The organism is Curvibacter gracilis ATCC BAA-807 (assembly GCF_000518645.1).
In the GTDB taxonomy this organism is placed as follows: Bacteria; Pseudomonadota; Gammaproteobacteria; order Burkholderiales; family Burkholderiaceae_C; genus Curvibacter; species Curvibacter gracilis.
Window position 1 is genome coordinate 203710 of the sequence record NZ_KI912466.1, and the last position, 15979, is coordinate 219688.

The 15979-nt window shown below is 69.3% G+C and carries 15 protein-coding genes and 2 tRNA genes; 9 read left to right on the top strand and 8 right to left on the bottom strand.

The genetic code is table 11. The features are described 5' to 3' along the window. The first annotated feature begins 9 nt into the window (after nt 1–9). Nucleotides 10–336, top strand: a complete 327-nt coding sequence (locus tag L880_RS0126515) for a P-II family nitrogen regulator (protein WP_027478169.1) — start codon at nt 10–12, stop codon at nt 334–336. Between the two features lie 87 nt (nt 337–423). Here L880_RS0126515 and L880_RS0126520 read toward each other — a convergent pair whose 3' ends face one another. Further along, nucleotides 424–1752 carry a cytochrome-c peroxidase gene (locus L880_RS0126520; protein WP_425389213.1) on the bottom strand — a complete coding sequence of 443 codons (1329 nt, stop codon included), beginning with the start codon at nt 1750–1752 and terminating at the stop codon, nt 424–426. Next, nucleotides 1722–3203: a metallophosphoesterase gene (locus L880_RS0126525; protein WP_027478171.1), complete on the bottom strand. Its 1482-nt coding sequence runs from the start codon at nt 3201–3203 to the stop codon at nt 1722–1724. The genes L880_RS0126520 and L880_RS0126525 overlap by 31 nt, the downstream gene beginning before the upstream one ends. Nucleotides 3204–3401: 198 nt before the next feature. Here L880_RS0126525 and ureA point away from each other — a divergent pair, with 198 nt between their 5' ends. The 7 genes from ureA to L880_RS33730 all read left to right on the top strand — a co-directional run bounded on the left by ureA (nt 3402) and on the right by L880_RS33730 (nt 8598). After that, nucleotides 3402–3704, top strand: coding sequence for an urease subunit gamma (gene ureA, locus L880_RS0126530; RefSeq protein WP_019574812.1), 303 nt, complete (start codon nt 3402–3404; stop codon nt 3702–3704). A gap of 23 nt (nt 3705–3727) precedes the next feature. Next, nucleotides 3728–4033, top strand: a complete 306-nt coding sequence (locus L880_RS0126535) for an urease subunit beta (protein WP_019574813.1) — start codon at nt 3728–3730, stop codon at nt 4031–4033. A 23-nt stretch (nt 4034–4056) separates the two neighbouring features. Next, nucleotides 4057–5775 carry an urease subunit alpha gene (gene ureC / locus L880_RS0126540; RefSeq protein ID WP_027478172.1) on the top strand — a complete coding sequence of 573 codons (1719 nt, stop codon included), beginning with the start codon at nt 4057–4059 and terminating at the stop codon, nt 5773–5775. Between the two features lie 80 nt (nt 5776–5855). After that, the gene (gene ureE / locus L880_RS0126545; protein WP_027478173.1) at nt 5856–6593 is read left to right on the top strand and encodes an urease accessory protein UreE; all 738 of its coding nucleotides are present in this window, start codon (nt 5856–5858) and stop codon (nt 6591–6593) included. Then, a complete protein-coding gene (locus L880_RS0126550) occupies nt 6577–7287 on the top strand; it encodes an urease accessory protein UreF (RefSeq protein ID WP_043330782.1) in 711 nt (236 codons plus the stop codon). Before ureE ends, L880_RS0126550 begins: the two co-directional genes overlap by 17 nt. 20 nt (nt 7288–7307) lie before the next feature. Next, a complete protein-coding gene (gene ureG, locus L880_RS0126555) occupies nt 7308–7955 on the top strand; it encodes an urease accessory protein UreG (RefSeq protein WP_027478175.1) in 648 nt (215 codons plus the stop codon). A gap of 220 nt (nt 7956–8175) precedes the next feature. Next, nucleotides 8176–8598: a superinfection immunity protein gene (locus tag L880_RS33730; RefSeq protein WP_043330784.1), complete on the top strand. Its 423-nt coding sequence runs from the start codon at nt 8176–8178 to the stop codon at nt 8596–8598. Between the two features lie 3 nt (nt 8599–8601). On the opposite strand, the gene L880_RS0126565 is transcribed toward L880_RS33730, so the two are convergent. After that, complete coding sequence (locus L880_RS0126565) at nt 8602–9687, bottom strand: ATP-binding protein (RefSeq protein WP_027478176.1); 1086 nt, start codon at nt 9685–9687, stop codon at nt 8602–8604. A gap of 24 nt (nt 9688–9711) precedes the next feature. After that, nucleotides 9712–10437 (bottom strand): response regulator, encoded by a 726-nt coding sequence (locus L880_RS0126570; RefSeq protein WP_027478177.1) that lies wholly within the window; start codon nt 10435–10437, stop codon nt 9712–9714. Nucleotides 10438–10701: 264 nt separating this feature from the next. Here L880_RS0126570 and L880_RS0126575 point away from each other — a divergent pair. After that, a tRNA-Ser gene (locus L880_RS0126575) sits at nt 10702–10789 on the top strand. A gap of 174 nt (nt 10790–10963) precedes the next feature. Here L880_RS0126575 and L880_RS0126580 read toward each other — a convergent pair. The 4 genes from L880_RS0126580 to selB all read right to left on the bottom strand — a co-directional run bounded on the left by L880_RS0126580 (nt 10964) and on the right by selB (nt 15972). Then, nucleotides 10964–13156: a xanthine dehydrogenase family protein molybdopterin-binding subunit gene (locus L880_RS0126580; RefSeq protein WP_051443620.1), complete on the bottom strand. Its 2193-nt coding sequence runs from the start codon at nt 13154–13156 to the stop codon at nt 10964–10966. A 10-nt stretch (nt 13157–13166) separates the two neighbouring features. After that, a complete protein-coding gene (locus tag L880_RS0126585) occupies nt 13167–13619 on the bottom strand; it encodes a (2Fe-2S)-binding protein (protein ID WP_019574822.1) in 453 nt (150 codons plus the stop codon). 201 nt (nt 13620–13820) lie between these two features. Beyond that, a tRNA-Sec gene (locus L880_RS0126590) sits at nt 13821–13913 on the bottom strand. Nucleotides 13914–14019: 106 nt separating this feature from the next. Then, nucleotides 14020–15972 carry a selenocysteine-specific translation elongation factor gene (gene selB / locus L880_RS0126595; RefSeq protein ID WP_027478179.1) on the bottom strand — a complete coding sequence of 651 codons (1953 nt, stop codon included), beginning with the start codon at nt 15970–15972 and terminating at the stop codon, nt 14020–14022. Between the last annotated feature and the right edge of the window lie 7 nt (nt 15973–15979).

Here is a 15979-nt window from a genome sequence, read left to right on the forward strand (position 1 = left end):
GAGACCGCCATGAAGGAAATCCGAGCCATCGTGCGGCCCAGCCGCCTGAACCGCCTGCGCGACGCGCTGCGCGCCATCCCCAACTTTCCGGGGGTGACCCTCTTCCGGGCCGAGGGCTTCACCGCCCCGGCGGCGGTGGACAAGCGCAGCGTGCGCGACGAGCTGACCGACTTCAGCCCCAAGCTGATGGTGTCGGTGCTGGCCCAGGCCGAGATGGTGGAGACCATCCGCCAAGCCATCATCCAGGCCTGCCAGACCGGACAGATCGGGGACGGCCTGGTCTGGGTGGTGGACATCGACGAGACCCACCGCATCCGCGACGGCAGCGCGGTGTGAGCTGAGCCTCACAGCCTGCTGACGCGCTCAAGGTGGCGGCATCGCCGCCCGCCTCGTTCAAGGTGGCGGCATCGCCGCCCGCCCCGTTCAAGGTGGCGGCATCGCCGCCACGTAGGGCGCGTCGGTCAGGGTGCGCAAGAAGGCCACCAGGTCGTCGATGTCCTGCTCGCTCAGCGCGGGCGGCTGGTCGGGGCGGCGGTTCAGCGGTGGCGAGTTGACGTTCACATTGCCGCGGTGGGCACGGGCCACGTCCTCGAACACGTTGCCCGAGGCATACCACTGGCCGGGCTTGATCGAGCGCGTGTTGTAGAAGGCCACCGCGTCGCGCAGCGAGTGCAGCACGCCGTTGTGCATGAAGCTCTGGCGCAGCGCCACGTTGCGCAGGCCCGGCGTGCGCAGGTAGGCGCACCATTGCTGCGGCTCGGGCCACTGCTGGGCCCGGGCCGTGGCGCACAGGCCCTCATCGAAGTGGCCCGGTTGGCGGTTGGGCGCCAGGGCCCGGTTGCGCGGCACGGCGATGGCGTCATAGCCGAAGTCGGTGAACAGCGAGCGCTCGGGCCGTGAAGCAGTGTCCGACAAGGCGTGGCACGAGGCGCAGTTGCCCTTGTCGGGGTTCTTGAACAGCGCCAGGCCGCGCATCTCGGGCGGGCTCAGCGGCGTGCGATCCCGCAGGTAGGCATCGAAGCGCGAGCTGAAGGGTGCCATCTCGTCGCTTTGCAGGTAGGCCTCGAAGGCGGCGCCCAGGGCCCGCACCAAGGCCTCGGGGTCGCGCAGCACGGCGGGGCCGAAGGGGGCGACACCACTGTCAGCCAGCGACTGGGCCAGGCCGTTGCGGCGCAGGCGCTGCAGCAACTGGCGCGGGCTGCCGTTGTTCATCTCGTGCGGGTCGAACAGCGGCCCACGTGCCTGCTCGGCCAGGGTGTCGGCACGGCCGTCGGCCATCAGGCCGCCGAAGGGCGAGGGATAGGGGGCGTCGTCGTCTTGGTAGAAGTGACGGCGCGGCACATAGCGCACATACAGCAGCGAGGGTGCGTTGCGCAGGCTGAACTGGCCGGCGCGGCTGCCGCGCGGCGTGCCCGGCCCACCGGCCAGGGCCTGCGGCCCGGGCATGAAGGCGCGGGCCGGGTCGTGGCAGCTGGCGCACGAGGCGCCAGCGGGTTCAGACAGGCGCGGCTCGACAAACAGGCGCCGGCCCAGGGCCACCAGGGCCGGGTCGGGCGCGAAGCGGGCGCTGGTGGCGTCGTACTTGGCGGCCACCAGCGGGCTGCGGCCGATCGCGGACAGCACCTTCTGCGCGCCACCGCCCGAGACCAGCACCACGCTGTCGGGGGCGGCCAGTGCCCCGAGCGACACGCTCAGGGCCAGCAGCCCAGTGAGCAGCGACCTCACGGCGTCAGGAAGCCGGTCTTGTCGCAGCTCAGCGCCTTGCCCGACTGCACGCAGGTGGCCATCAGCTTGCCGGCGGCGCTGTAGGCCTTGAAGGTCCAGCCCGTGGCGGGGGCCGCGTTGCGGTCCATCACCATGAAGCCGAAGCTGGCGCTGTGCGTGATGCGGTCGATGGTGGCGCCGACAGCCGGCGTCAGGCCGGTGGGCAGCGGGTCGGGCAGGGCCACGTCCAGCGAGTCGCCGCCATTGCCCGTGACCAGCGTGGCCGGGTGGCCCGAGGCGAAGTTGATGGCCTGGAAGTCATGCACGTGGCCGTGCAGGGCCACGTTGACGCCCGGCGGGTAATAGGCCTGGGCGTTCAGGCTGCTCATGGCCGACTGCAGGGCCAGGTTGCCCGGTGCCGGGGTGCTGCCGGCCACCGGGGCAAAGGCCAGGATGGGGTGGTGGTTGGTGAAGATCGTGTTGACCATGCCGGTCTTGGCGGCCAGGCTGCCCACGGTCTGGAACTGCTTCTGGTAGATGGCGAACTGGGCATCGGTGGGCTTGAGCGCGGCCGAGCCGGTCTTGGCCGAGTCGAACACCACGACCTGGGAATCACTGCCCAGGGCGACGGCGTAGGGGTCGTTGTAGTTGGCCGTGCCGTCGTTGACCGGGTCATCGCAACTGCGGGCAGCCGAATAGCTGCGCACGTCCAGGAAGCGGTACCAGCCCTGGCCGGCGCGCGCGCACTCCTCGTGGTTGCCGCGCACCACCACCCAGGGGGCGGCCGCCAGCAGCGGGGCAGCGGGCTGGAACAGGTCGGCCAGCCAGGTGTCCCAGCCGTAGCCCCAGGGGCTGCCCTGGCAGCCGGCCACGTCGCTGGGGCAGGCGTTTTCGCGGTAGTGGTAGTCGCCGATGTGCAGCACCAGGTCGGGGGTCATCGAGGCGGCCACCTTGGACAGGCTGGCAAACGGCCAGGCCACCGGGTCGCTGCAGGCCTGCCAGGCGGCGCCGGCCTTCTTCATGCGGCAGCCGGTGTCGGCCAGCACCAGCACACGCTGGGGATTGGCCTTGGGCACGGGCAGCGCGCGGTTGGCCACGGCCACCTTCTGCGCCCCGCTGGGCAAGTTGGCTTCGCACACCGAGACCGGGAAGGCCGAGGGCTTGGAGTCCACCGGGTCGCTGGCGGTGGTGCGCTGTGCTGCGGTGCCGGGGCCCACGCGCAGGTTCATGCGGGTGGCATTGCCGTCCACCACCAGCAGCGGGCAGGCAGCGTTGGCGCTGGTGGCTCCGGTGGTGCTGGTCGGCGGGGTGTAGCTGGTGACCACACGGGCGATGGCCTGGTTGCTGTCGCCCATCTCCACCCAGGCGGCCTGGATGTTGGCGTCGCCGCTGGCGGCGTCGGGTGAGCTGTCGCCCGTGCAGCCGGGCAGCACCAGGGCCGCGCCCAGGGTGGACAGGCCGGCCAGCCAGACCAGGGGGTGCTGTTTCAGTTGTTTCATGGTGGGTTCTCCGTCCTCGGTAAACCCAGCACCGTACGGGGGCGCTGTTTCAAGGTCGTGACAAGGCCGAAACCCAGGCTTTGCCGGAGCCTTCGCGCCAGCGGCACAGGGCTCGGGCACCAGCCTGGTGCACCACCGGGCAAGATTCCTGCTTTAACATTTGGAGACATCCAGACTGACCGATATCGAGGCATCCCCATGGAATTGACCCCCCGGGAAAAAGACAAGCTGCTCATCTTCACCGCTGCCCTGCTGGCCGAGCGCCGCAAGGCCCGGGGCCTGAAGCTGAACTACCCCGAGGCGGTGGCCTACATCAGCGCCGCCGTGATGGAGGGCGCACGCGACGGCAAGACCGTGGCCCAGCTGATGAGCGAGGGTCGCACCCTGCTCAGCCGCGACGAGGTGATGGAGGGCATCCCCGAGATGATCCCCGACATCCAGGTCGAGGCCACCTTCCCGGACGGCACCAAGCTCGTCACCGTGCATCAACCGATTCCTTGAGCCCGCGACAGGAGAACCACCCCATGATTCCCGGCGAACTGATCATCGACGAGGGCGAGCACGCCCTGAACACCGACCGCCCCACCGTGACCCTGCTGGTGCGCAACACCGGCGACCGGCCGATCCAGGTGGGCTCGCACTACCACTTTGCCGAGACCAATGCGGCGCTGGGCTTTGACCGCGCCGCCGCGCGCGGCATGCGGCTGAACATCGCCTCGGGCACGGCCGTGCGCTTCGAGCCGGGGCAGGAGCGCACCGTCGAGCTGGTCGCGGTGTCGGGCAGCCGCCACATCTACGGTTTTCGCGGCCTGGTGCAGGGCGCCCTCTGAACCCCGCAGGCAAAGGACACACCATGAGTTCCATTTCACGCCGCGCCTACGCGGAAATGTTCGGCCCCACCACGGGTGACCGCATCCGACTGGCCGACACCGACCTGATCATCGAGATCGAACACGACCACACCCTGGCCGCCGGCAGCTATGGCGAAGAGGTGAAGTTCGGCGGTGGCAAGACCATCCGCGACGGCATGGCGCAAAGCCAGCGCGCCCGCGCCGAAGGCGCCGTCGACACCGTGCTGACCAATGCCGTGATCCTGGACCACTGGGGTGTGGTGAAGGCCGACATCGGCCTGAAGAACGGCCGCATCGTGAAGATCGGCAAGGCCGGCAACCCCGACACCCAGCCCGGGGTGGACATCATCATCGGCCCGGGCACCGAAGTGATCAGCTGCGAAGGCAAGATCGTCACCGCCGGCGGCATCGACACCCACATCCACTTCATCGCCCCGCAACAGATCGAAGAGGCCTTGTGCAGCGGCATCACCACCATGATCGGGGGCGGCACCGGCCCGGCCACGGGCACCTTTGCCACCACCTGCACGCCAGGCCCCTGGAACATCGAACGCATGATGCAGGCGGCCGACGCCTTTCCGATGAACCTGGGCTTTCTGGGCAAGGGCAATGCCAGCCTGCCCACCGCGCTGCACGAGCAGATCGATGCGGGCGCCATCGGCCTGAAGCTGCACGAAGACTGGGGCACCACGCCCGCGGCCATCGACAACTGCCTGAACGTGGCCGAGCTGACCGACACCCAGGTGGCCATCCACACCGACACGCTCAATGAATCGGGCTTTGTCGAGGACACGGTGGCCGCCTTCAAGGGCCGCACCATCCACACCTTCCACACCGAAGGCGCGGGCGGCGGCCATGCCCCCGACATCCTGCGCGTGGTGGGCGAGGCCAATGTGCTGCCCTCGTCGACCAACCCGACGCGGCCCTACACCATCAACACCCTGGACGAGCACGTGGACATGCTGATGGTGTGCCACCACCTGCACGCCAACATCGCCGAAGACCTGGCCTTCGCGGAAAGCCGCATCCGCAAGGAGACCATCGCCGCCGAGGACATCCTGCACGACCTGGGGGCCATCAGCATGTTCAGCTCGGACAGCCAGGCCATGGGCCGGGTGGGCGAGGTGATCCTGCGCTGCTGGCAGACCGCGCACAAGATGAAGCAGCAGCGCGGCAAGCTGCCGGCCGACACGGCGCGCAACGACAACTACCGGGCCCGGCGCTACATCGCCAAATACACCATCAACCCGGCGATTGCGCACGGCATCGGCCACATCGTGGGCAGCGTCGAGGAAGGCAAATGGGCCGACCTGGTGATCTGGAACCCGGCCTTCTTCGGCGTCAAGCCCTCGCTGATCCTCAAGGGCGGCTTCATCGCCATGGCCGCCATGGGCGACCCCAACGCCAGCATCCCCACGCCCCAGCCGGTGCATTACCGGCCCATGTTCGGCGCCTTCGGCGGGGCCATCGCCAAGGGCTCGCTCACCTTTGTGTCGCAGGCCGGCCTGGCGGCGGGCATCGACCAGCGATACGGCCTGCACAAGACCCTGGCCGAGGTGAAGAACATCCGCAACGTGGGCAAGAAGGACATGCTGCTCAACGACTATGCCCCGCGCATGGAAGTGGACGCCCAGACCTACGAGGTGCGCGCCGACGGCCAGTTGCTGACCTGCGAGCCCGCCACCAGCCTGCCGATGGCGCAGCGCTACTTCCTGTTCTGAACCCAGGCTGCCCTCAGGGCCGGGGCCGAGGCGTTAAAGTTTCGGCCCCCGTTCTCACTTTCCCGTCTGGATTGCCGACCATGCTGCAGATCTCCAAAATCATCCCCGGTGGCCAGGGCCTGGCCCCCGTGCTGCTCAAGCGCGCCCACAGCCTCGAACTGGACTGGGACGTGCGCCAGAAAAGCCGCTTCGACGCCACCGACTCGGGCGGGCGCCACCTGGGCGTGTTCCTGCCGCGCGGCACCACGGTGCGCGGCGGCGACGTGCTGGTGGCCGAAGACGGCTCGCTGGTGCGCGTGATCGCGGCGCCGCAACCGGTGCTGCGCATCACCCCCTGCAGCAGCCACGGCAGCCCCTTCGACCTGGTGCGGGCCGCCTACCACCTGGGCAACCGCCACGTGCCGATCGAGCTCAAGCCCGACCACCTGAAGATCGAGCCCGACCACGTGCTGGCCGACATGCTGCGCAGCATGCACCTGATCGTGAACGCGGTGGACGAATCGTTCGAACCCGAATCGGGTGCCTATGGCGACCACGGCGGGCACCACCACGGGCATGGACACGACCATGACCACGGCCATGAGCACCACGACCACGGTCACAAGCACGCGGCCCACGAGCCCGGCCCCGGCGCCCCGCACGAGCACACGCAGGACTGCGGCCACGACCATGCACACGACCATGGGCACGAACACCAGCACGGGCATCAGCACCCCCACACGCACGATCACAACCACGATCACCCGAACGACCACGGCCACGACCACGGCCATGAACACGGCCCGGGCTGCGACCACGACCATGGGCACCGGCACTGACGCCCCTTGCCCGGCCCTGCCCAGCCCCGGCACGGCCGGCCTGCTGTCGCTGATCTGGCTGGCCTCGCCGGCCCTGCCGGTGGGCGGTTTCTCCTACTCCGAGGGGCTGGAGGCCGCGGTCGAATGGGCCGGGGTCAGCAGCGAAGCCACGGCCGCCGACTGGCTGCTGGACCAGTTGCACCTGGGCCTGGCCCGCGGGGACTTGGCCGTGCTGGCGGCCAGCGTGCAGGCACTGCGCGCCGACCGGCTGGACCGGGTGGCCGAACTCAACCAATGGGTGCTGCACACCCGCGAGACCAGCGAGTTGCGCCTGCAAAGCGTGCAGATGGGCCGCTCGCTGATCGACTGGCTGCGCAACCTGCAGCCCGCCCAGGCCGAACGCGTGCAAGGCCTGGGCCTGAGCTACCCGGTGGCCTTTGCCGCGGCGGCCGCGGGCAGCCCCGCCAGCACCGCCGACATCTGCGCCGCCTATGCCTTTGGCTGGTGCGAGAACATGAGCCAGACCGCCATCAAGGCCGTGCCCCTGGGCCAGAGCGCGGGCCAGCGCATCCTGGCCCGGCTGGCGGCCGAGATTCCGGCCGCCGTGGCCGGGGCCATGGCCCTGGACGATGCCGGCCGCCAGGCCTTCACCCCGCGGCTGGCCGTGCTGTCGGCCCGCCACGAAACCCAGTATTCCCGGCTTTTCAGAAGCTGACCCTCCAACCGAGATCCCCCATGAGCACCGCCCTGCACCACATCCCCGGCCGCACCAAGAAACTTCCGCCCCTGCGTGTGGGCATCGGTGGGCCCGTCGGCTCGGGCAAGACCACCTTGCTGGAGATGCTGTGCAAGGCCATGAGCCCGCATTACGACCTGATCGCCATCACCAACGACATCTACACCAAGGAAGACCAGCGCCTGCTGACCGTGAGCGGCGCCCTGCCGGCCGAACGCATCCTGGGCGTGGAGACCGGCGGCTGCCCGCACACCGCCATCCGTGAAGACGCCTCGATCAACCTCGAAGCCATCGACCGCATGCTGGCGCAGTTCCCCGAGGCCGACGTGGTGTTTGTCGAGTCGGGCGGCGACAACCTGGCCGCCACCTTCAGCCCCGAACTCAGCGACCTGACGATCTACGTGATCGACGTGGCCGCGGGCGAGAAGATCCCGCGCAAGGGCGGCCCCGGCATCACCAAGAGCGACCTGTTCGTGATCAACAAGACCGACCTGGCCCCCCATGTGGGTGCCAATCTGGCGGTGATGGAAGCCGACACCCAGCGCATGCGCGGCAAGAAGCCCTATGTGATGACCAACCTGAAAACCCTCAGCGGCCTGACCCAGGTGGTGGAATTCATCGAGACCAAGGGCATGCTCAAGGCCTGAGCCCCCACCCCAGTGAGCGCCGGGTGACACACCGCTGATCACCCTCCTGCCGCCGCCTGCACCGCCCCCGGCGGCGCCACGCCGGGGGCCCGCAGCGGGCCGAAACACCCTGAATTGCGGCCATCAAATCCAGGCGTCGTGTCTAAGTGCTTGTTTTTGAACGCCTCTCCTGATAAGTTCGTAACAAATTGAACAATGCCCTTCAGGGGCGGGAGAGGCTATGTACGTACGTTTGTTTGTTCTGATGGTGCTGGTGGCTTTCAGCTATTACGCCGGCGTGTCACCCAACACCCGGAACCACGGTTTCAACACGGTGGTGGCCTACTCGCTGCTGGTGTTCGGCCCGCTGCTCTACGTGCTGCCCACTTACGAGGCCTTCCGCAGCCGGCAACCCAAACGCCTGACGATCGCCTTGTTGAACATTTTTCTGGGCTGGACCGTGGTGGGCTGGGTGGCAGCCCTGGTGATGGCCGTGAAGAAGCCCGAGGTCGCGCTGCCTGATGGCGAAGAAAGCGGCTACTTCGACAGCGAACTGCTGGTGCGTGGCTTCTCCATCATCCCTTGCCCGAAATGCGGCGAGAAGGTGCGGGACGACGCCGTCAAGTGCAAGCACTGCGGCACCAGCCTGACGCCCGCCAACTGAGGTTCAAGCCCCCCGGACCGGGGGCGCTCCCCGCCTCGGCAGCCGCACCACCGCCAGCAGGCCCCCCCCATCAGGCCGGTTGCGCAGCTGCAACTGGCCCTGGTGGCGCAGCGCGATGTCGCGCGCGATCGACAGCCCCAAACCCATGCCCCCACGGTGGCGCTGGGCGGCGCCCTCCAGGCGTACAAAGGGCTGGAGCACGCGCTCCAACTCGGCCTCGGGCAGGCCCGGGCCATGGTCGCGCACCTCGATGCCGACCTCGCTGCCATCGTCCCAGAGAAAGATCTCGGCCTGCACGCCGTAGCGGATCGCATTGCCCAGCAGGTTGCCCAGGCAACGCCGCAAGGCCAGCGGCTGCACCAGCAAGGCCCCGGCCCGCCCATGCACCGGCACCCAGTGCCCGCAGGCCTGCTGGTCGTCGGCCAGGCTGTCGACCAGGGCCTTGATGTCCATCCACACGGGCGGCTCAGGGGCGGCCACGCCGCGCAGGTGGTCCAGCGTGGTGGTGATCAAGGCGTCCATCTCGGCAATGTCGCGCCGGAACAGGCTGCGGTCGGCCGCATCGTGCAGGCGCTCGGCGCGCAGGCGCAGCCGGGTGAGCGGGGTGCGCAGATCGTGCGACACCGAGGCCACCACCCGGTCGCGCTCCTGCAGGCGCTGCTGCAAGGTGGTCTGCAACTGATTGAAGACCCGGCTGGCCTCCCGGAACTCGGTGCTGCCGTCCTCCGGCAAGGGGGGGCGCTCCAGCCCCTGGCCCATGGCCCGGGCGGCCAACACCAGGCGCTCGATCGGGGCGGCACAGCAGCGCGCCCCCACCCAGGCCGCCAACACGGCGGCCAGCAGCCCCAGCGCCCACTCCAGCGCCCCCTGCCAGGACAGCGGTGCCGCCCCCCACGGCCCAGGCCCCTCCAGATCGAACACCCAGGCGTGCAAAGCCAGCAGCAAAGGCCCCAGCAGCAACTGCCCCACCACCGCCATGCCCACCATCACCCAGGCCAGGCGGCCGAACAGCGAGGCCGGCAGGCAGCGCCTGAGGCGGGCCCGCCAGCGCGACGGCTGCAAAAAGGGCTGGAACACGAGGGTGAACATGGCGCGCCTGTGGGAGGGGTGGGCTCAGGGCTGCCAGCCCATGCGGCCCTGCACATTGCGCACGTTGAACAGGTAGCCCGCCCCGCGCACGGTCTTGATGAAACGCGGCTCGCGCGGGTCATCCCCCAGCTTCTGACGCAGGCGCGACACCAGCAGGTCGATGCTGCGCTCGAACACCTCCATCGAGCGCCCCCGCGCGTCCTCCATCAACTGATCCCGGCTGCAGATGCGCCGCGGCATCGACAAAAAGGTGCACAGCAGCCTGAATTCGGCATTCGACAAGGGCGTGACCACCCCCTCGGGCGTGATCAGATGGCGTGCCATGCGGTGCAGCTGCCAGCCGTCAAAGTGCACCACCTCGGACTCCTCGGGCGGTGGCGCCTGGCCGCTGGTGATGCGGCGCAACACGGTCTGGATGCGGGCCACCAGCTCACGCGGCTCGAAGGGCTTGCTCATGTAATCGTCGGCCCCCATCTCGAGCCCGATCACGCGGTCGTAGGGGTCACCCCGGGCGGTGAGCATGATGATCGGGATGCGCGAACGCGCGCGCAACTCGCGCGCGAGGGCCAGGCCATCAGTGCCGGGCAGCATCACGTCCAGCACCACCAGATCGACAGGCTGCGCCGCCAACACCATGCGCATGGTGTCGGCATCGCGCGCCGTGTGGGCCGTGAAACCGAAGCGCGACAGGTATTGGGCCAGCAGTTGGGTGATGTCTGCATCATCGTCCACCACGAGGATGTGTTGCATGGGCAATCGAGAGCGAAAGACGCCGAAGTCTACGCACCGCCACACCCCTCAAAGCCACTCAAATAGGCCCTGAATACCCCGCTGTTCCCGCCTTAGAAACGTGGTTTGTAAGCATCTGCTTACAGTCCTGACATACCCCGCGTACCGCAGGCGCGGACAGTTGAAAGACCTGTGTCTGGCCGATTCACAGACCGGCCTCGGTACCTGCCAAGCGCCCTCCCCAGCCCAAATCGCCCCCCAAGGCCGGCTACAATGCGCGGCGAAGGAAGTGTGGCAGAGTGGTCGATTGCACCGGTCTTGAAAACCGGCGGCCCGAAAGGGTCCGTGAGTTCGAATCTCACCGCTTCCGCCAGTTACCCGCCCAAGTTGTTTCGGCAACTTGGGCGTTTTCTTTTGGGATCAGCCAAATAGGCCTCGGCCAGCCGGGGCCCCACCCGTGCGACAGAGCACCCGTGGGACAGGGGCAGCATCCGCTCCGACCGTCTGGGCCCCGTACCTCTGTGCCCCGTCCCTCAGCGCCCTCCCCTCAAGCCAGCCCATACCCCGCGTGCGAGAACGGCGTCTGGCGCAGGCGCTCGCCCGTGGCCTTGGCAATGGCGTTGGCCACGGCTGCGCTCATGGGGGCGTAGGGGGGCTCGCCCATGCCGCCCCAGACCTCACCCCCGGTGGGCACCAGGATGGGGATGATCTGCGGCGTCTGGCGCAGCTGCAGCAGCGGGTAGTCGGCCAGGTTGGCCTGTTGCACGCGGCCGTCGCGCAGGTTGATCTCGCTCATGAACAGGGTGGTCAGCGCGTAGATCACATTGCCTTCGATCTGGGCGCGGGCCGAGTCGATGTTGGCCACATGGCCGGGGTCGACCGCCACCCAGACCTTGTGCACGGTGACCACCTTCTGTGCCGACACCGACAGCTCGACCACCGCTGCGGCGTAGCTGCCGTAGGCGTCCTGCACGGCCAGGCCCTGCGCCCGGCCCTTGGCCAAGGGCTGACCCCATTTGGCAGCACTGGCCACGGCCTGCAGCACCTTGCGGTCGCGGCTGTCGGGGGGCAGCAGGTCCAGGCGGCCTTGCAGAGGGTCTTTGCCGGCGGCGGCCAGCACCTCGTCCAGAAAGCATTCGCGGGCAAACGGGTTCTGTGAATGGAAGACCGAGCGCCAGAAGCCCACCGGCACGTTGATGTCGCACAGGCCGTGGCGCACGTCCAGGGCCGGCACCTGGTAGGGCATGTCGTGAAAGGATTCGCCGGCCTGGAAGTCCTGCCCGTTCTTCAGGGCCTCGGGGCGGATGGCCGCGACGATGGATTGCGAGGCCAGCAGTGCCTGCCAGGCCACCAGTTGGCCGCCCGCATCGAGCACCGCGCGCTGGCGGTACAGGGCGGCCGGGCGGTAGAAGTCGTGCTGCATGTCTTCCTCACGGCTCCAGAGCAGCTTGACCGGCACACCGGGCAGGGCCTGGGCGATCTGCACCGATTGGCGCACAAAGTCCTGAAAGCCCCCGCGCCGACCGAAGCCGCCACCCAGGTAGGGGCGGTGCACCTTCACCTGCTGCACCGGCAGGCCGGCGGTCTTGGCCGCCACCGCCAGCGTGGCCTCGGCGTTCTGCGTGGGGGCCCAGACCTCCAGCGTGTCGCCCTGCAGCAGGCTGGTGCAGTTCTGCGGCTCGAGGGTGAAGTGGCTCAGGTAGGGCACAAAGTACTCAGCCTCCAGCACCTTGCCGGCCCCCGCCTCGGCCTGGGCCTTGGCAAAGTCGCCCACTTGCCGCAGGGGCCGCGCGGCCTGGGTGCCGGCCTCCAGCAGCTTGCGCACGGCGGCGTCATCGAGTTTGTCCTGGCCCTTGTAGTCCCAGGCGATCTTGAGGGCCTTGGCGGCCTGCTGGGCGCGCCACCAGTTGTCGGCCACCACGGCCACGAAGTCGGGGCCCGTGACCACCTTCTTCACGCCGCGGCGGTTCTTGACGGCGCCGTCGTCCACGCTGGCGGGTGCGCCGCCGAACACCGGGCATTGCACGATGGCGGCGTACAGCATGCCGGGCAGGCGCACATCGATGCCGAACACCGCGCTGCCGTTGACCTTGGCGGGGATGTCCAGGCGCGGGATGGGCTTGCCGATCAGGCCCCATTCCGAGGGTGCCTTGAGCTTGACCGACTCGGGCACCGGCTGCCGGGCCGCCTGGGCGGCCAGGGCGCCATAGCTGAGGCTGCGCTGGCTGGCCGGGTGGCTCACGCGGCCGGCCTTGGCCACCACCTCGGTGATGGGCACGCCCCACTGTTGGGCGGCCGCCGCCTTGAGCATCTCGCGGGCCACGGCGCCGGCCTTGCGCATCACGGCCTGCGAATCGCGGGTGCCACGGCTGCCGCCGGTGGCAAAGGTCACGTACACCTTGTTGCGGGCCAGGTGCTCGCTGACCGAGGCGAACTCCATGCGCACATCAGCCCATTGGCACTCAAGCTCTTCGGCCAGCATCATCGGCAGGCTGGTGCTGGTGCCCTGGCCCATTTCGGCGCGGGCCACTTCGCAGATGACCTGGTTGTCGGGTGTGATGCGGATCCAGGCGTTGATGTCGACGGCGTCCGAGGGGGCCGGGCCGGCCTTTTGCGCCATCGCGGGCAGGTGAAAGCCCAGTGCGAAGCCCGTGGCGGCTGCCGCACCGGCCTTGAGAAAACTGCGGCGCGAAGCGGGCAGCACGTCAGACGGGTTGGGGGGGAGGATGGGGGTGTTCATGCCGACCTCCTCAAGCGCGGGCCTTGCCCAGTTGGGCGGCCTCGTGGATGGCCGCCTTGATGCGGGGGTAGGTGCCGCAGCGGCACAGGTTGGTGATGGCGGCGTCGATGTCGGCATCGGTGGGGCGCGGCTTGCGCGCCAGCAAGGCGGTGGCGGCCATCAACATGCCCGACTGGCAGTAGCCGCACTGCGGCACCTGCTTGGCGATCCAGGCCTTTTGCAGGGCCGAGGTGCCGCGCAAGCCCTCGATGGTGGTGATCTTGCGGCCCACGGCGGCGCTGGCCGGCAGGCTGCAAGAGCGCACGGGCTCGCCATCGAGCAGCACGGTGCAGGCCCCGCACATGGCCACGCCACAGCCGAACTTGGTCCCGGTGAGGCCGGCCTCGTCCCGAATGGCCCATAGCAAGGGCATGTCGGTTTCGATGTCTAAAGACACGGTTTTGCCATTCAAGGTGAGCTGCATGGAAAGCCTTTCTGTGGAGGTGTGCGGGGGCGTGGCAGACCGGGCCAGCAAGCGGCCTGGCAGACCAGCGCCATGCATTGTGATCAGGCCATGATTCGCGGATCAGGGCGAGAGGGGATTCCCCCTGCGGGCCACTCTGGTTCAGGGCCTCACGGGGCAAAGCCACAGAGGGCCACGACCAGGGATGCAGGGCGGAAAGGGCGGAAAGCAGCAGGAGTCGAACCTACCCAGGAGCGGCTGACGCCCCTGACCGGGTTTGAAGCCCGGGCACACCACCGGGTGTGTATGCCTTCCAGAACCGCAGGCCGCCGGGTGGCCGGCCTGGGTCAGAAATGGAGGCCCTGCCGCAGCGCAGGGCCGGTGCAGGGTGGCTGGATTCTACCGGTGCCCTGCCCTGCTTTCAGGCCACCGGGGCTTGTGTTGTGGGCAGGGGGCTGACCTGCCAATGCGCGTCGGGGCGCAGCAGGTGGGCGTCGCGCACGCGGCGGGTGTAGCCCACGCGGTCGAAGAACTCCAGGATCTGGATGGCGCGCTTGCGGCCCAGGCCGGTGGCGTCGCGAAAGGTGGCGGCCTCGACCAGGCCCTGGGGCTGTTCGGCGGCCAGGCGCGCCACCAGGGCGGCCAGCTCGTCCATGGCGCTGGCGGCGTAGAACAGGTCTTTCACCACCTGGAACACCAGCCCCTGGCGGGCCTGTTTGCGCAGCAGTTGGCGCACCCCTTCTTCGGTGTCGTGGTGGTCACGGGCCAGGTCACGCACCCAGGGCGGGTCGTAGCGGCCGGCCTGCAGGCTGCCCTGCACTTGTTGCCACAAGGTCTGCTCGGCGGCACTCAGTTGCACGCGGTGGCCGGGCAGGTGCAGCCAGGCCCCCGTCTGGGCGATCTGCTGCTCGCCCAGCAAGGTGTCGATGAGGCCGCGCCACAAGGCCTCGTGCTGGGGCTGCGCCAGGCCCGGCAGGGCCATGCGGCGCAGGCGCGCGGCGTTGAGCCCCGGCTCGTCGGGGTTCTTGTCATGAAACTGGGTCAGGCGGGCCAGCACCTGTTCGCGCAGGGGCTGCCAGCGCACGGGGTCGATCAGCAAGGCGTCGTCCGCCCCCAGGGGGATGGCGATGGCCAGGTCCTCCAGTTCGGTGGGCGCCAGCGCCCGGCCCAGCAGGCGCTGCAGCTGCGAACGCGGCAGGCCCAGCGCGGCGCTGGCGATCAGGGGGCGCGCATCGCCTGTGCTGACCAAGGCTTCGAGGGCGTCCAGCGTGGCCGTGCGCTCGGGACTGCGGCGTTTGCGCTCGGGGGCCTCGGGGTCGAGCACCCAGCCGCCGGCAATGGTGCGGCTGGCCTGGGCATTGCGCAAGATCAGGCGGTCGCCGGGCAGCGCAAACACGGGCGCATCGAGCACCAGCTGGGCGCGCACCTCGGTGCCGGGCTCGATGCGCTCGCCCTGCAGCAAAGCCACATGGGCCGTGAGGTGGGCGGTGCCCAGGTGCAGGTGCACGGGGGCCCATTGGGCCAGGGCCGGGGCGTCGGGCAGCAGGCGCAGGTGCACGGCTATGCGTCGGCTGGCCTGCAGGGCGCGTGGGTCGGCGATCCAGTCGCCGCGGCGGATGTCGTCTTTGCCGATGCCCACCAGGTTGAGGGCGCAGCGCTGGCCCGCATGGCCTTCGGGCCGGTTCTGGTTCTGGGCGTGCAGGCTGCGCAGGCGCACGCTCTGGCCGCTGGCCGAGTGCTGCAGGGTGTCGCCCACCTGCACCTGGCCGCCGAACACGGTGCCGGTGACCACGGTGCCCTGGCCGGCCAGGGTGAAGACCCGGTCCACCGCCAGCCGGAACAGGCCGTGCCGCGGCCGGGCCGGCGCCGCCTGGGCCAGCGTGTGCAGGTGCTGGCGCAAGACGGCCACGCCCGGGTCATCAGGCTGCTGGGCCGCGGTTTCGAACACCGGGGCACCGGCCAGCGGGGTGGGCGCCAGCAGCGCGGCGATGTCGGCCCGCACCTGGGCACGGCGTTCGGGGCTGGCGCGGTCGGCCTTGCTCAGGGCCACGGTGGCCTGGCGCACGCCCAGCAGCAGCACGATGTCGAGGTGCTCACGGGTCTGCGGCATCAGGCCGTCGTCGGCGGCCACCACCAGCAGGGCATGGTCGATGCCCACAGCGCCGGCGGCCATGGTGTGCACAAAGCGTTCGTGGCCGGGCACGTCGATGAGGCCCAGCACCTCGCCATCGGGCAGCGGGGTGTAGGCATAACCGAGTTCGATCGAGATGCCGCGCTCTTTTTCTTCCTTGAGGCGGTCGGTGTCCACGCCGGTGAGAGCGCGCACCAGGGTGGTCTTGCCGTGGTCGATGTGGCCTGCGGTACCGATGATCATGGGCGGC

Bases quoted from the DNA above. Each gene is read 5' to 3' on its own strand.
- L880_RS0126515 (WP_027478169.1), top strand. From the start codon at position 10: ATGAAGGAAATCCGAGCCATCGTGCGGCCCAGCCGCCTGAACCGCCTG.
- L880_RS0126525 (WP_027478171.1), bottom strand. From the start codon at position 3,203: ATGAAACAACTGAAACAGCACCCCCTGGTCTGGCTGGCCGGCCTGTCC.
- ureA (WP_019574812.1), top strand. From the start codon at position 3,402: ATGGAATTGACCCCCCGGGAAAAAGACAAGCTGCTCATCTTCACCGCT.
- L880_RS0126535 (WP_019574813.1), top strand. From the start codon at position 3,728: ATGATTCCCGGCGAACTGATCATCGACGAGGGCGAGCACGCCCTGAAC.
- ureC (WP_027478172.1), top strand. From the start codon at position 4,057: ATGAGTTCCATTTCACGCCGCGCCTACGCGGAAATGTTCGGCCCCACC.
- ureE (WP_027478173.1), top strand. From the start codon at position 5,856: ATGCTGCAGATCTCCAAAATCATCCCCGGTGGCCAGGGCCTGGCCCCC.
- L880_RS0126550 (WP_043330782.1), top strand. From the start codon at position 6,577: ATGGGCACCGGCACTGACGCCCCTTGCCCGGCCCTGCCCAGCCCCGGC.
- ureG (WP_027478175.1), top strand. From the start codon at position 7,308: ATGAGCACCGCCCTGCACCACATCCCCGGCCGCACCAAGAAACTTCCG.
- L880_RS33730 (WP_043330784.1), top strand. From the start codon at position 8,176: ATGTACGTACGTTTGTTTGTTCTGATGGTGCTGGTGGCTTTCAGCTAT.
- L880_RS0126565 (WP_027478176.1), bottom strand. From the start codon at position 9,687: ATGTTCACCCTCGTGTTCCAGCCCTTTTTGCAGCCGTCGCGCTGGCGG.
- L880_RS0126570 (WP_027478177.1), bottom strand. From the start codon at position 10,437: ATGCAACACATCCTCGTGGTGGACGATGATGCAGACATCACCCAACTG.
- L880_RS0126580 (WP_051443620.1), bottom strand. From the start codon at position 13,156: ATGAACACCCCCATCCTCCCCCCCAACCCGTCTGACGTGCTGCCCGCT.
- L880_RS0126585 (WP_019574822.1), bottom strand. From the start codon at position 13,619: ATGCAGCTCACCTTGAATGGCAAAACCGTGTCTTTAGACATCGAAACC.
- selB (WP_027478179.1), bottom strand. From the start codon at position 15,972: ATGATCATCGGTACCGCAGGCCACATCGACCACGGCAAGACCACCCTG.